Here is a 15383-nt window from a genome sequence, read left to right on the forward strand (position 1 = left end):
GTTACACGCTTGGCAACAAGACATTAACAGAGTGCGAATTAGTCCTTGACTATGTTTGATTACATTTTAAGGAACAGGTCCGTAGACCTCTTTGAGCATCTCAGAACCAATTACAAGGCTTGTTCATCTAACAGCAATTGCGCTTCACGCAGGCTTAAAGTGCCTTCATAAATTGCACGACCTGTAATAGCGCCTAGAATGCCTGGCTGACCTTTTAAGTTGCGTACGTCATCTAAGTTGGTTACACCACCCGACGCAATCACAGGCAAGCCTGAATATTGCGCCAAGTTCACGGTTTGCTCAACGTTTACACCTTGCATCATGCCGTCACGGGCAATATCGGTATAGACAATGCTAGATACGCCTGCATCGGCAAAACGCTTGGCTAAATCTATTGCTTTAACGTCTGTAACGTTGGCCCAGCCATCGGTAGCCACCATACCATTCATGGCGTCAATTCCGACAATAATGTGTCCTGCAAACTTTTTGCATGCTTCTTCTACAAAAGCAGGCTCTTGCACGGCTTTAGTGCCAATAATCACAAAAGACACGCCAGCATCTAAATAGTGTTCAATGGTTTCGAGTGAACGAATACCACCACCAATTTGAATTGGAAGCTCAGGTTGTGATTTTGCAATGGCTTCGACCACAGGTTTATGGATTGGCGTACCTGCGAAAGCACCGTTTAAATCGACTAAATGCAAGCGACGCGCGCCTTCATTTACCCAGTGCTGTGCAGTCGCCACTGGATCGTCAGAAAATACAGTATCATCTTCCATACGACCTTGTTTTAAACGAACACACTTGCCATCTTTCAGGTCAATTGCAGGGATGATCAGCATGCTTTCGCTCCTTGCCAAAAACTTATTGAATTCAATCTGTGCATCTTAACAAAGTATTGTTAAATCTCTAAGCATCTGTTGCAGGTTTTGTTTTAGATGGGCGAATCCGCAATTTGAGTGAGCTGTTGGGAATGTGATCGGGCAATAAACCTAAACGCCCTAATTCTTCAAATACCAATACAGGTGCGTAGGCATCGGCTGCGGCATAGGCAATTTGCGCTTCGCTAAGTGATTGACGTGCCCAGTTTGAGGTGCTGATGCTTTTACTTTTGGGAAAATTCACATGAAATAACAGGGCCATGGCATTTTTGAGCCCCAATGGACTTTTAAAGCCAAAACTGCCAAAACATTTGGATAATTCAATCACGCTATTCAACTGCATGCCTTTTTTACGAAATAAATGGGCATCATTTTTAAGCCCAAAACCGACTTTAATTTGATCCCGATTGGCAAAAATCGGTTGTAAAAATTGCCAAATATCGGCATTGACCTGAAATAAATAGGCTTTTTCTAGCGTTGCCAGTTGAATTAAATGCGGGCCCGTAGACACTTCACCGACATTAAAGGTGGGTTTAGATTCGGAGTCGAAACCCAAAACGGCTGCGGTTTTTAATTCTGCTTCCACTTCAAGGCATTGTTCCAGCGTTTGAATCAGCATAATCTGCGCGCGGGGCAGATTTTCAAAGTGTGGTAATTGTTGAATTTGCTCAGGGCTTGGCAGGGTGCGCAAACGGGTTTGATCCATAATATTCAAAGCGGTAAAGAAGCCGTTTTAGCCTAAAGAATTTTGCAGAATTTGGCAAAGTCTAAAATATTGAAATATCACTTTGCTTGAAAATTTTAAAAGTTAAAAAATAGCCCAAGCGGTGTGGACTATTTTAAACTTCAATGGGGTATGATTTAGGCCGCTATGCCATAAAGCCAGAAAATAAGCCGCCAAGGATTGCCAAAATAATCAGGACAATGAAAATCCAAGCCAGTACTTTTTCCCAACCTGCGGTTGGACGTGGCGCACCATAGCTATTCTGACGGTCATCGCCCGGGGCAAAGATCAGATATAAACCCAGAATAATATTGACCACAGGCACTAAAATCAGCAAAGACAACCAACCCGTATGATTGCGGTCATGTAGGCGGCGGATGGTAAAAATAAAGCTAAAGTAGAATGCAACGATATAAATAATAACAAGTAAGATCATGCCAATGCCCATAGAGCCTGAGCTTAGATCGACCAAAAGATTAGGTGCAATAATTGCAATGACTAAAATAAGCAGGGTCAGTGCGAAACTGAGTAAGCAGTTCCAAGCTAAAAAAGACATGCGACCAAAACGCCCCGCTGCACTCAGTGCAGAATCTTCTACATATTGACTCATTGTTGTAATTCCTTGTTTTTTAAATTGAGTTAAATTTTTTTTGAATTAAAGGTATAAAAAACATGCTAATTTTAAACAATAAAATAGCAGATGAAAAGTGAAAAACATTCACGCAAAAATAAAGCCGAGATTCACTCGGCTTTAGAAAAAATTCAGTGCTTTTAAAAACTTAAATTTTCCATTCCACAAAATTTTTAAGTAGCTGTAAGCCCGCAGTATGGCTCTTTTCAGGGTGGAACTGCGTTGCAAACAAGTTGTCTTGATGCAGTGCAGTACAGAAGGTTAGACCGTAATCACAGGTTGCAGCCACAATGCTGTCATCTTGCGGTTCAACATAGAAACTGTGCACGAAGTAGAAACGCGCATCTTGTTCAATGTTGTTCCACATAGGGTGGCTCGGGTCATGTTGATGTACCTGATTCCAACCCATGTGCGGTACTTTTAAGCCTTCCACTTCTGGAAAGCGTTTAACCGTACCTGCAAAAATACCCAACGCATCTGCACCGCCATTTTCTTCAGAACGCTGCATCAAGGCCTGCATGCCCACACAAATAGCGAGTACAGGCTTATTAAAGACTGCGTTGCGTACCACTTCATCAATTCCTGCTTCATGCATGCCTTGCATACAGTCACGCATGGCACCCACGCCAGGAAAGACGATTTTATCGGCTTGAGCAATCAGTTTTGGATCATTGGTGACATCCACCGTGGCACCCACATGCTCTAAAGCTTTGGCTGCCGAGTGTAAATTTCCCATGCCATAGTCAAGAAGGGCAATTCGGGTCATTAGAGTGTCCCTTTGGTCGATGCCACAGTATTTTCAGCACGTGGGTCAACTTCACATGCCATGCGTAAAGCACGTGCAAATGCTTTAAATACGCTTTCAATTTGGTGGTGGCTGTTTTTACCTTTAAGGTTGTCAATGTGCAGCGTCATTAATGCGTGGTTGACGAAGCCTTGGAAGAATTCTGAGAATAAATCTACATCAAAGCTACCAATGCGGGCACGGGTAAATGGAATATCCATAAATAAACCTGGACGACCTGATAAATCCACCACGACACGGCTTAAAGATTCATCGAGCGGTGCATAAAAGTGACCGTAGCGTTTTAAACCTTTTTTATCACCCAAGGCTTGAGCAAAAGCTTGTCCAAGCGTGATCCCGCAGTCTTCTACGGTGTGGTGATCATCAATTTCCAAGTCGCCATCACAATGAATATCAATATCAAACAAACCGTGTCGCTTGATTTGATCAATCATATGGTCTAAAAATGGAATGCCAGTATTGAGTGTGCCTTGACCCGTACCGTCCAGATTCACACGAACTCGAATTTTAGTTTCGTTGGTATTTCTTACCACTTCACTGATACGTTGGGTCATAGACACGTTCCTCAAAAAACGTCAAAAATGATTGATGTAAATATGTTTTCGCTGTGACGAAGTCTCAGCATATTAGATTGCTCAGGAGGGTTAATCAATGCCTATTACCGTACATGCCTATACTTCACTAGAAAATAACGAAGTGCGCAGCCAGCTTGAGCGACTGTATGATACCAGCCCTGAGTTTGGCGATGGGCAAGATGCGGTAAGCCAACTTGAGCAGAACTTAGCTCAGTATACCCTACTTTACACGGCAGAATTTAATACTAAAGTGATTGGGGCGATTTGGTGCACGGGACAAGAGGACAGTCGGACGCTTGAATATATCGTGGTACATCCTGCAAACCGTGGGCGAGGGGTGGCAGACCGTTTGGTGAGTGAGGTATGCCGTATGGAAGAAGCCAAAGGGGTGCAGCATTTCCAGCCGGGTTGTGGCGCAATTCACCGTTGTTTGGCGCATTTGGGTAAGTTGTGAGTTTTTAAAAAGCTGACGTTGTGTCTGTCTTTTCAGTTTATCCGTATAGGTCAAAATTAAATTAGTATCGAAAATCCCTTCTCTTGCGCCATATATGGCTCAGGGATGAGGAATATCTTCCGTAAGAGGATGATGGGGGATTGAAGTATGGTTTTAATCGGATTTGTGAAAGAAGTTTATCTAAATCCTATATTGTTTTTTGTGCTTGCACAGCCACAATTTTTAGCTAAGGTTTAAATAGCTTTGCGTAGGCATCTTCCTACTTTGGCAAGACCCAAAGTAGGCAAAAGTCTTTTGTTACCCATACACGACATCCTTGTCGTGATGGGTAACGTGGGGCATCCGTGCCCCACATTCGCGTATCGGAAGTTTGTCAAAATTTAATTGGAAAAGAACTCATTTTTAAATTTTTGGGTGATATTTCAGCAGAAATAGAATGAGGTTGCTGTAAAAGTAAACATTTGCACTGAAAAGCGAAAAAGACTATTGACGATTTACAGCTGAAACTGTTTAATACGCGTCATTGGCGTGATAGCTCAGTCGGTAGAGCAACGGATTGAAAATCCGTGTGTCCCCAGTTCGATCCTGGGTCTCGCCACCATATTCAAAACGATTTAACGTTTTCAATCCCTGATCCCATCAGGGATTTTTTTGCATAAAATTTATGCGATCAAATAAAAAAGTCATGATTTATATTGACTATTCAGCCGAGATACGGCTTAATACACGGCATTGGCGTGATAGCTCAGTCGGTAGAGCAACGGATTGAAAATCCGTGTGTCCCCAGTTCGATCCTGGGTCTCGCCACCATATTCAAAAAGCCTCAAACATTGTTTGAGGCTTTTTTTATGCCCAAATAAAAATGTTGAATACAAATCGGTTCTCTCTCGCTTCATCCAAAGTACACACTACTCATTTTAAAAGCTGTATTAGAATCAAATGGTCAGGGTGAGGGAGTTGCAGCATGAAAGATTTGTTTTCGCAGGGAAGTGCGTTGTATCGTCAGGCGCGTCCACAGTATTCAACAGAAATCGTCGATACGATTTTGCAGCATGTACCCGAGCGCCGTTTGGCGTGGGACTGTGGTGCTGGTTCAGGGCAGTTTACCCAGTTATTAACGCCACATTTTCAGCAGATTTTAGCCACGGATTTAAGTCAGGCACAGCTGGATCAAGCACCACAGTGGGAAAATGTGCGTTATCGCGCTTGTTTGGCGCAAGACAGCGGATTGGCAGATGCGAGTGTGGATTTAATTACCGTTGCACAAGCGATTCACTGGTTCAAGTTTGATGCCTTATATGCCGAAGTGCATCGGGTGCTAAAACCGAGTGGTATATTTGCTGCGGTGGGCTACGGTCTGATTCAAGCTGTAGATCCTGAGGTGAATACCGCAATTCAACGCTTGTATTTTCAGACCTTAAAAGGTTGTTGGGATGCTGAACGTCGTTATATTGATGACTTATATCGCACGATTCCTTTCCCATTTCAAGAAATCGTGACACCCGAACTTTGCCTGAAATATCGTTGGTCGGCAGCACAATTGCTGAATTATTTAAACACTTGGTCGGGACTGCAGCATTATTTAAAGCAACATACTGATACGCCCTTGCTTGAATTACAGCAATTGTTGCAGCAGCAACCTGCTCAGGGCTTGGAAATTCAGTTTCCAGTTTTGCTGCGTTTAGGTCGTTTGGTATAAAAAGTCAATGTATTGAGTGATTTTTGAACTTAAAATATAAGTTGGTGAAAAAAGGATGTTTCTCCACAGGTGTAATTTACCTATGTGCGAGGTGTCCAATGTTAAAATTTTCTCTCCCTATTTTATTCAGTCTTGCGCTGAGTCTCCCTGCGACTGCTTTTGCCAATCTTGATCAGCCTTTACAGGTCTTGGATGATTGTGCATTAAGTGCAGAATATGGGCAATCCAACAGCTTAAATTTGCTGCATGATCAATACCGCTTTACCGCGCAAGATGTGGTGAATCAAGTTCGAGCTGAACAAAACCTAGACTTAGCAAGCAAATTTGCAACTTTGGGTTCTCGTTTTTATATCAACCCGCAAGGTCAAACCGTGCTGCAAATTCAACGTGATGTCGTGTCTTTAGGTGTGATTGAAACCACACTCAGTGTGGATGGTTTGCGTCAGTTAGGACAGCATTTTATAGATGAATTTAAAGCTTTGGCATTTGAGTAAAGTCGAGTGCGTTGTCACAAATGACGTTGTGATAATTTATGAGACGTAAAAACTTAAGACATAAAAAAACGCCCTGAAAAATCAGGGCGTTTTTTATTGCACATGAATTACGCTGGTTGCGCAGATTCTTGTTGTGCAGGAGTCAACATGTGACCATGTTCTTCGAAGTTTGCATGCCAAGACAATGCTTCACGAAGTAGGTGAGGAGTGTGACCACCTTTTGCACATGCACGCTCGAAGTAATCGTTCAAGGCATTGCGGTACATTGGGTGTACACAGTTGTCGATAATCGCACGAGCGCGTTCACGTGGTGCAAGACCGCGTAAATCTGCTAAACCTTGCTCAGTAACCAAAATGTCAACGTCGTGTTCGTTGTGGTCTACGTGCGCAGCCATTGGAACGATAGATGAAATGTCACCGCCTTTCGCAATTGATTTAGTCACGAAAATCGCCAAGTGTGCGTTACGCGCGAAGTCACCTGAACCACCAATACCGTTCATCATTTTGGTACCGCATACGTGTGTTGAGTTCACGTTACCGTAAATATCAAACTCAAGTGCAGTGTTAATACCAATGATGCCTAAACGACGAACTAACTCTGGGAAGTTAGAAATTTCTTGTGGGCGTAAAATGAATTTGTCTTTGTAGTGTGAAAGATTGCCAAATACGCGATCACCACATTTTTCAGACAAAGTCATTGAACAGCCAGAAGCGAACTTCATTTTGCCTGCATCAATCAATTCAAAGGTACAGTCTTGAAGTACTTCTGAGTACATGACCAAGTCTTCAAAGTTAGAGTGTTTGAAGCCTGTTAATACTGCGTTTGCAATTGAACCGATACCTGCTTGTAATGGTGCAAGGTTTTTCGGTAAACGACCTTGTGCAACTTCATTTTCAAAGAATGCAATTAAGTGATCTGCAATTGCTTGAGTTTCATCATCTGGATCAGTCACGTTAGATGGAGAGTCAAGCAAAGTATCGTTAAATACAATACCTACAACTTTCGCTGGGTCTAACTGAATACCTTTGGTACCAATGCGTTGGTCAACGTGAGTTAACGGTACTGGACCACGTGTTGGGCGTGCTTCAGGGATGTAAATGTCGTGTAGACCTTCAAATTCTGTGCTTACCGTAGTGTTGATTTCAATAATGACTTTATCTGCAAATTCAACAAAGCTTGCAGAGTTACCTACAGAAGTTGTTGGAATAATTAAGCTGTCTTCAGTAATTGCTACTGCTTCAACAATAGCGATGTCTGGGCGTTTAAGCGTATTGTTACGCATTTGCTCAACAGTTTCAGACAAGTGCTGGTCAATAAACATAACTTGACCTTGGTTAATTGCTTTACGCAAAGTGTTGTCTACTTGGAACGGCATACGACGTGCCAAAACACCTGCTTCAGTCAATTGCTTGTCTAAATCGTTACCTAGACTTGCACCTGTAATTAAATCAATTTTTAAAGGATTGGTTTTTGCACGTGCAACCAATGCAAGTGGAACTGCTTTTGCTTCACCCGCACGAGTAAAGCCACTCATACCTACGGTCATACCATCATGAACGAATTCAGCAGCTTGTTCTGCGCTGATTACTTTGTCGTGGAGGGAGGCTAAACGGATGCGATCTAAAGACATGGTGAACTCTCGTAAAATACTAAACTGATACCGATTGTACCGATCAAAAAAGGTATTTTGCATAGGTGTTAGGCTAAGGTCTAATTTTTTGCCTAAATGGTGGTATAAAAATATTAAATAATATATAAATAGTTGAATTTAATAGTTTATTTATATATCGCTTGATAAATGTAAAAATTTACTTGATATATTTTTATACAATTTTGATATGCGCTGTGAGAAGTTTTTGCTTTGATTGCACTTAAGATTTGCTGTTGGTCTGAATTTGGTATATAGCCATTTCAACAGCATACAAAGCTGAGGGCAATTAAAAGTGCTCGCTCAGGCTTTGCTTGATTTTTTCTAGTGTGCCAAGGCTGTTTTTTTCCTCAACCTGTTCGGGTTGTAGTGGCAAGGTAATAATGGCTTCTAATCCGCCTTGTTCGCGGTTTTGAATGGTCAGTTCGCCCTGATGAATATCGACAATACGTTTTACAATTGCTAAGCCTAAACCACTGCCTTGTACGGTGCGCGCTTCATTGCCACGTACAAACGGCTGCATTAAATCAGCAATCTGGTCTTCAGGAATTCCTGTGCCGTTGTCGGCAACACTAATCCGAATCTGATCCTCCAGCACTTCTGCAGAAAGTTCAATTGGTTCTGCCCCATAGCGTTTAGAGTTGTTAATTAAGTTACCAATCAGACGTTTTAGTGACAAACTACGAGCCTGAATTAGAGGTAGTTCCTGTGCGGTATAGCGAATATCCAAAGGTTTAAACTGAATAATCAATTCCTGCAACAACACATTTAAATCAGTTTCTTGTAATTCTTCATCGGAACCATCTCGCATATAAGAAATGAATTGATTCAAAATCGCATCCATATCTTCTACATCGTAAATTAAGCCTTCTTTTAAAAAGTCTTCATCAGGCATCATTTCGGCACTTAAGCGAATTCGTGTGAGTGGCGTGCGCAGGTCGTGAGAAATACCCGCCAGCATGATCCGACGATCACGTTCAGTCTGTTCCAAGGTATAAATCATTTGGTTAAAAGCTTGGTTGACCTCGCGAATTTCCTGCGGGCCGTGATTGGTTTCCAAATAGGGTGCTTTGCCTGTTTTACTGTAGCTGTTAGCAGCATTTTGCAGACGACGCAAAGGGCGGTTCAGCTGACGCACCAAAGTTAAAATAATAGCGGCTGCGAAAAGTGGGATACCCAAGAGCCAGCCAAACACAAGTTCAGGACTGTAATTGGCATAGGTTTTAAGTGGCTCACGTACCCAGTTGCCATTCATTTCTGGGGTTTGAATCCAAATGCGCGGGCTTGGTTTGAATTGGAAATAAACCGTGACATCCTGCATTTTTAACTCAGTTGCCAGTTTCTTTTCAATTTGTCGGGTAAAAAATTCCGCAATGACTTTTTCCCGTACATTGGGAAACTCACGTGGATCGGTCACATACTCAATGCCGACCCGATTTTTGAGCCATGCATCAACATCGACTTCGGCTTCATTGTGAAAAATGCGCAAATCTGGATTGTTTAAAATTTCCAGTTCAACCGCTAAATAGCGGGCGTGTTGTTGAATTTCAGGTAAATATAAGGTGCGCCAAAAGAACCACAACGACATAAACAGGCTAAACAACACCACAAAGACCACCAGTACCGTGGTACGCATGGCTGCAGAGCGTGGCTTGATTTTGTCCAAAAAACGCTCCCAGCGGGTACGTTTCTTTTCAGAATACGCCACATAGTCGGTAAACTCTTGTGGGTTGATGGGTTCGAGTTTCACATCTTGTCCTGTGGCAGAGGTTGTAAAGCGAATTTGGTGAGTGAAATTTTATGATGAATATACTTTTTATTGGAGTGTTTGTTCTTTAAATCATTGCACAATGATCGGTATGTATAAATTTTGATCATTGTATGAAGATGTGAGGCTGAAGCCTCACATCATTTCTAACTTATTCCGCGCCATCTGGAACAAATACATAACCTACCCCCCAAACCGTTTGAATATAACGTGCACGGGCAGGGTTTTCTTCAATTAAACGACGTAAACGAGAAACTTGAACATCAATCGAGCGTTCCATCGCACCCCATTCACGGCCACGCGCCAAATTCATTAATTTGTCACGGGTCAAAGGTTCGCGTGGGTGTTGTACCAACGCTTTGAGTACCGCAAATTCACCTGTAGTCAGTGTTACAACCTGACCTTCACGCGTTAAAGTACGGGTCGATAAATCTAGCGACCATGGGCCAAAACCGACCACTTCCATTTGCTGACTTGGTGCGCCCGGTACTTCTCGCACTTGACGACGCAATACGGCACGAATACGTGCTAACAGCTCGTTTGGATTAAATGGTTTTGGCAAATAATCATCTGCACCTGCTTCAAGTCCTGCAATACGGTCTGAATCACTGCCGCGAGCGGTCAGCATAATAATTGGCGTATCGATGTTGGACTGACGTAAACGACGGCAAATACTTAAACCATCTTCCACAGGCAGCATAAAATCTAGCACGATTAAAGAGAACAGTTCACGCTGCAACAAACGATCCATTTGTGTGGCGTCGTGGGCAGTTTTCACCACAAAGCCTTTATCTTCCAAAAAGCGCTGTAAAAGGGTACGTAAACGCACATCATCATCGACGACGAGAATGCGTTCGACGCGGTCAGTTTCGGTGTGTACGGCATCTGTTTTTTCAGCAGGTACAACTAAACTCATGATGTGCTCCTTTATTCTTTATTGTCATCGTAAACAAAAAGTTGAGTTGGCTTTGAGTATACGATTCATTTGTATCTATTGCCTATGTTCTAAAGCAACAAATATTGCAGATAAAATCAAGACATAGATACCAAATATATACAGCATTCCTGTGTGAAAATCTGACATATTTGCCCGTTTCAGTCTAACATGGGCCTGAATTTTATTTAGATTTATAAAATTCTGTCGAATTGGCAAAATCCACCAAAAAACCGCCATTTATAAAATTCATAAAACAATTGTGGATTTTATAGTCTTGGTCTTTATAATCATGGCTTTTAGTACTTATCCTTGTAGGATCACACACGATGACTGACTTAGTTCAGCAGTTAGCAAAAGAACTTGCCGTACGACCAAATCAAGTAGAAGCTGCCATCAAACTGATTGATGAAGGTGCTAGCGTTCCATTTATTGCACGTTACCGTAAAGAAGTAACGCAAGGTTTAGATGATACGCAGCTACGTCAGCTCGATACACGTTTATCGTATTTACGTGATTTATATGAGCGTCGCGAAAAAGTAATAGAATCACTCAAAGAACAAAATAAATTGTCTGATGATTTATTGGCACGTGTAAATGCTGCTGAAACCAAGAATGCGCTAGAAGAAATTTACGCGCCTTACCGTCCAAAACGCACCAGTAAATCGTTTAAAGCTAAAGAAGCAGGTTTAGGCCCAATTGCCGCGCAAATTTTTGCAGAAGCACTTGAGCCAAGTGCAGCATTGGTAGGCTTTAGTCATGCAGACTACCCAGATTTAGACAGTCAGCTTGATGCTGTACAGCATATTCTGATTGATGAATGGGCACAAAATATTGCCTTGACCACCGAATTAAAAGCCATTTTTGCCAAAACAGCACTGCTAAAAAGTTTAGTAGCGTCTGAAGATAAAAAAGAAGTGGGCAAAAAATTCCGTGATTACTTCGACTTTTCTGAAAACTTGAACAAAGTCCCTTCACATCGTTTATTGGCGATGCTGCGTGGTCGTCAGGAAAACGTCCTAGGCTTAAAAGTCGATGGTGAAGACAGCGCACCATTGGCACGTATTGAAACTGAATACAATTTAGATCAAATTCAGCCGCAAGCACGTCAAGACTTTTTAAAGCAAACTGCAAAACTGTTCTGGTTGGGTAAAGTTCGCCCGCAAATTGAACATTCGTTATTGACTGAAAAACGTCTTGCTGCCGAAGCAGAAGCAATGGATGTATTTGCAGAAAACTTACGCCATTTGCTGTTGTCTGCACCTGCAGGTGCACGATGTACGCTAGGCGTTGACCCTGGTATCCGTACAGGTGTGAAACTGGCAGTCGTGAATCAATCTGGCGATGTGGTTGCACATAGTACGGTTTATCCATTTGCACCAAAAGAAGATAAAGCGGGTGCGATTGAAGAACTTGCGCGTTTATGTCGTGAACACAATATCGATTTAATTGCGATTGGTAACGGTACAGCGAGTCGTGAAACTGAAGCTGTTGTGGCTGAAATGATGGCTGCGCACAGCGATTTGAAGCTGACGCGCGTGTCTGTGTCTGAAGCGGGTGCATCGGTGTATTCAGCTTCTGAATTGGCTTCACAAGAATTGCCAGAGCTAGATGTGTCGATTCGTGGTGCAGTGTCTATTGCACGCCGTTTACAAGACCCATTGGCTGAGTTGGTTAAAATTGATCCGAAATCGATTGGTGTGGGTCAGTATCAACACGACGTGAATCAGGCAGGTTTGGCAAAAACACTGGAAGCCGTGGTTGAAGACTGTGTGAACTCGGTGGGTGTAGATGTGAATACAGCATCTTCAGCTATTCTGGGCTATATCGCGGGTTTGAATAAATCAATTGCACAGCAAATTGTAGATTACCGTAAAGAGCATGGTCGTTTTGATAACCGCCAAGCTTTGAAAAATGTACCACGCTTAGGCGAACGTACCTTTGAACAAGCAGCAGGTTTCTTGCGTATTCAAGCCGGTTCTGAGCCTTTAGATGCCTCTGCTGTTCACCCAGAATCTTATGGTTTGGTGGAAAAAATCGTTGCAGCGAAAGCAACCACAGTCAAAGACATCATTGGCAATACTGAAATTATTCGTTCAGTGAATGCGGAAGAATTTGTAGATGAGCAAGTCGGTTTACCAACGATTCAGGATGTTTTGTCTGAATTGGAAAAACCAGGTCGTGACCCTCGTCCTGAATTCCGTACTGCAAAATTCCGTGAAGATGTGACTGAAGTGGCACAGCTGACTGAAGGCATGCAGCTTGAGGGCGTGGTGACCAATGTAACCAACTTCGGTGCTTTTGTGGATGTGGGTGTGCATCAGGATGGTTTGGTTCACATTTCTGAATTGGCCAATGAATTTGTGGCCGATCCGCATAAAGTGGTGAAACCAGGTCAAATTGTTCAAGTGCGTGTGTTACAGGTTGATGTAGAGCGTAACCGTGTAAACTTGTCAATGCGTCCAGAAGGTTCGGCTGCACCTGTTAAAGCGGCACGTCCAGCACGTCGTGATCAAGAGCAACGTACAGAGCGTAAGCCACAGGCGAAGCGTCTACAGCAGTCGCGACCTCAGGCTAAAAAGCCACAAACTGCTAAACCACAAGAGAATAAAATTGGTGGTTTAGGTGCCTTGTTGTTACAAGCAGGGATTAAAGGTTCGAAGTAATCTTTAATTACAAAAACAAAAAGCTCCCGAATTGAGGGAGTTTTTTGTTTTTGTATTCAGTATATTAAATAAAAATATCGTAGTCAGAAGATGTTAAGAAGTTATTATCAAAGTGAGTTTGCAAGGTTCATAGAAACAACGGATGAATTTATTCTTGGAAGCTTGACGGCAGCGCATGAGTTTGCATTAGATGAATTGCAGAAAAATGCATGGTTAAAACAAATTCAAATATTGAAACAGCATTTAGCCGTTTTTAATCATGGGCAGATTTTTTTTGAATTTAGTATCCCGCGTATGGGCAAGCGGGTAGATAATATTCTTATTATTCGTGATTTAATTTTTGTAGTTGAATTTAAAGTAGGAGATCGGCAATTCACCTCGCAAGCAAAAACGCAGGTGATTGATTACTGTCTAGATTTATTAAACTTTCATGCGGGGAGTCATCATCAAAAAGTAATTCCAGTTTTGATTGCAACACAAGCCAACTCAGTTGGGCAGGATTGGCGAGCGATTCGAGAGTTAAATGATGCTTTATGTTGTAATGCGGAGCAACTAGCTAATTATTTACTACAAGCAATACAGCAATTTTCTGAATCTGACCATTTTGATGTCTCGACGTGGATTAACTCAACCTATAAACCCACACCCACAATTATTGAAGCTGCGCAGGCACTTTATCAAGGGCATCGTGTTGAAGATATTTCGCGAAGTGATGCAGGTGCAATTAATTTAGAAATCACATCAAAGCGAATTGAGCAGATTATCGAACTCACTAAGCTGAATAAACATAAAGCCATTTGCTTTCTAACGGGTGTGCCTGGAGCAGGAAAAACCTTGGCAGGTTTAAATATTGCCAATCAGCGCTTAAAAGTAGATGAGTCTGAGCACTCTGTATTTTTATCAGGAAATGGCCCACTTGTGGATGTGCTACGAGAGGCCTTGATACGTGATACTGTGAATAGTGCTAAGCAAAATAACCAATTGATCAAGCGTACAGATGCTGAGCGTCATGCTAAAACATTTATTCAAAATATTCATCACTTTCGTGATCATTATTTAAAATCATCAGAAGCGCCGATTGAGAAAGTCGTTGTTTTTGATGAGGCTCAACGTGCTTGGCAAAAAGAGCAAGTTTCTAATTTTATGAAACAAAAAAAGGGCATTGAAAATTTTTCGATGTCAGAGCCAGAATTTTTGATCAGTGTCATGGATCGGCATTCAGATTGGTGTGTGATCGTATGTTTAATTGGTGGTGGACAAGAGATTAATACTGGAGAGGCGGGTGTTTCTGAGTGGATTTCCACTTTGCAGTATAGTTTTAAAGATTGGACCGTCTATTATTCAGATCAAATTTTACAGCAGAAAGTTTATCTTGAGTCAAATGAACAGATTGCTTGGTTGAAAGCTTTTGGACAGCATGAGCCAAACCTACATTTAGCTGTTTCTGTCCGTTCATTTAGAAGTGAACGTGTGTCTAATTTAGTTCAGGCGATATTAGATAATCAGCCGGACATCGCAAAGCAAATTTATCAGGAGATTAAACAGGATTATCCAATTGTTATATGTCGTAATTTAAAACGAGCAAAAGATTGGCTAAAAGAAAAAGCGAAAGGTTCAGAGCGTTACGGCATTGTGGCAAGTTCGGGCGGGCGTCGTTTAAAGGCAGAGGGCTTGGATGTTAAAAACAAAATGGTGCCATCGGATTGGTTTTTAAATAACAATTTTGATGTGCGTTCCTCTTATTATTTAGAAGACGTTGCAACTGAATTTGATATACAGGGCTTGGAAATTGACTATACCTGTGTGGCTTGGGATATTAACTTTTATTTTGATCAACAATGGTTTTACCAGAATTTTAGGGGCAGTAGGTGGCAGCAAATTCATAATGAAGCCAATAGGAAATACTTATTGAATGCCTATCGCGTTTTATTAACGCGTGCCCGTCAAGGTATGGTGATTTTTGTGCCATGTGTTAGCGAAGATGATTGGACACGGCCTGCACGACAATATGATTCGACCTATGAATTTTTACTGAGCTGTGGATTCGATGTGTTAAAAAACTAAAATACAGCGTTTATACGTATCTTAGCCCTTTTGAGATAA

13 protein-coding genes and 2 tRNA genes are annotated in these 15383 nt (G+C 42.0%); 7 read left to right on the forward strand and 8 right to left on the reverse strand.

Annotated features, from left to right (window positions below):
* Nucleotides 1–110: 110 nt before the first annotated feature.
* The 5 genes from hisA to hisB all read right to left on the reverse strand — a co-directional run bounded on the left by hisA (nucleotide 111) and on the right by hisB (nucleotide 3595).
* Nucleotides 111–842 carry a 1-(5-phosphoribosyl)-5-[(5-phosphoribosylamino)methylideneamino]imidazole-4-carboxamide isomerase gene (hisA, locus tag HHA43_RS06850; RefSeq protein WP_168460793.1) on the reverse strand — a complete coding sequence of 244 codons (732 nt, stop codon included), beginning with the start codon at nucleotides 840–842 and terminating at the stop codon, nucleotides 111–113.
* Between the two features lie 67 nt (nucleotides 843–909).
* Nucleotides 910–1587, reverse strand: a complete 678-nt coding sequence (locus HHA43_RS06855; RefSeq protein WP_168542174.1) for a 3'-5' exonuclease — start codon at nucleotides 1585–1587, stop codon at nucleotides 910–912.
* A 163-nt stretch (nucleotides 1588–1750) separates the two neighbouring features.
* On the reverse strand, nucleotides 1751–2215 hold the full coding sequence (locus HHA43_RS06860; protein ID WP_168542176.1) for a DUF805 domain-containing protein: 465 nt from the start codon (nucleotides 2213–2215) through the stop codon (nucleotides 1751–1753).
* 169 nt (nucleotides 2216–2384) lie between these two features.
* Nucleotides 2385–3002 (reverse strand): imidazole glycerol phosphate synthase subunit HisH, encoded by a 618-nt coding sequence (gene hisH / locus HHA43_RS06865; RefSeq protein WP_104852663.1) that lies wholly within the window; start codon nucleotides 3000–3002, stop codon nucleotides 2385–2387.
* Nucleotides 3002–3595, reverse strand: coding sequence for an imidazoleglycerol-phosphate dehydratase HisB (gene hisB / locus HHA43_RS06870; RefSeq protein WP_004974403.1), 594 nt, complete (start codon nucleotides 3593–3595; stop codon nucleotides 3002–3004). The genes hisH and hisB overlap by 1 nt, the downstream gene beginning before the upstream one ends.
* Nucleotides 3596–3692: 97 nt before the next feature.
* Here hisB and HHA43_RS06875 point away from each other — a divergent pair, with 97 nt between their 5' ends.
* The 5 genes from HHA43_RS06875 to HHA43_RS06895 all read left to right on the forward strand — a co-directional run bounded on the left by HHA43_RS06875 (nucleotide 3693) and on the right by HHA43_RS06895 (nucleotide 6263).
* Entirely contained in the window at nucleotides 3693–4070 is a 378-nt protein-coding gene (locus tag HHA43_RS06875; RefSeq protein WP_004974405.1) for a GNAT family N-acetyltransferase, read from the forward strand.
* A gap of 525 nt (nucleotides 4071–4595) precedes the next feature.
* Nucleotides 4596–4671 (forward strand) — tRNA-Phe (locus HHA43_RS06880).
* Between the two features lie 133 nt (nucleotides 4672–4804).
* Nucleotides 4805–4880, forward strand: a tRNA-Phe gene (locus HHA43_RS06885).
* A 154-nt stretch (nucleotides 4881–5034) separates the two neighbouring features.
* Nucleotides 5035–5769, forward strand: coding sequence for a class I SAM-dependent methyltransferase (locus HHA43_RS06890; protein WP_168542178.1), 735 nt, complete (start codon nucleotides 5035–5037; stop codon nucleotides 5767–5769).
* 98 nt (nucleotides 5770–5867) lie between these two features.
* Entirely contained in the window at nucleotides 5868–6263 is a 396-nt protein-coding gene (locus tag HHA43_RS06895; protein WP_004974410.1) for a hypothetical protein, read from the forward strand.
* A 107-nt stretch (nucleotides 6264–6370) separates the two neighbouring features.
* Here HHA43_RS06895 and HHA43_RS06900 read toward each other — a convergent pair whose 3' ends face one another.
* The 3 genes from HHA43_RS06900 to ompR all read right to left on the reverse strand — a co-directional run bounded on the left by HHA43_RS06900 (nucleotide 6371) and on the right by ompR (nucleotide 10596).
* The gene (locus HHA43_RS06900; RefSeq protein ID WP_168542180.1) at nucleotides 6371–7894 is read right to left on the reverse strand and encodes an acetyl-CoA hydrolase/transferase family protein; all 1524 of its coding nucleotides are present in this window, start codon (nucleotides 7892–7894) and stop codon (nucleotides 6371–6373) included.
* A gap of 307 nt (nucleotides 7895–8201) precedes the next feature.
* On the reverse strand, nucleotides 8202–9662 hold the full coding sequence (locus tag HHA43_RS06905; RefSeq protein ID WP_168542182.1) for an ATP-binding protein: 1461 nt from the start codon (nucleotides 9660–9662) through the stop codon (nucleotides 8202–8204).
* Nucleotides 9663–9831: 169 nt separating this feature from the next.
* Nucleotides 9832–10596, reverse strand: coding sequence for a two-component system response regulator OmpR (ompR, locus tag HHA43_RS06910; RefSeq protein WP_096901297.1), 765 nt, complete (start codon nucleotides 10594–10596; stop codon nucleotides 9832–9834).
* Between the two features lie 347 nt (nucleotides 10597–10943).
* On the opposite strand from ompR, the gene HHA43_RS06915 reads away from it, so the two are divergent.
* The gene (locus HHA43_RS06915; protein ID WP_168542184.1) at nucleotides 10944–13280 is read left to right on the forward strand and encodes a Tex family protein; all 2337 of its coding nucleotides are present in this window, start codon (nucleotides 10944–10946) and stop codon (nucleotides 13278–13280) included.
* 90 nt (nucleotides 13281–13370) lie between these two features.
* Nucleotides 13371–15344, forward strand: a complete 1974-nt coding sequence (locus HHA43_RS06920) for a DUF2075 domain-containing protein (protein WP_168542186.1) — start codon at nucleotides 13371–13373, stop codon at nucleotides 15342–15344.
* The last annotated feature ends 39 nt before the right edge of the window (nucleotides 15345–15383 follow it).

It is taken from the genome of Acinetobacter sp. A2 (assembly GCF_012371325.1).
Taxonomy (GTDB): Bacteria; Pseudomonadota; Gammaproteobacteria; order Pseudomonadales; family Moraxellaceae; genus Acinetobacter.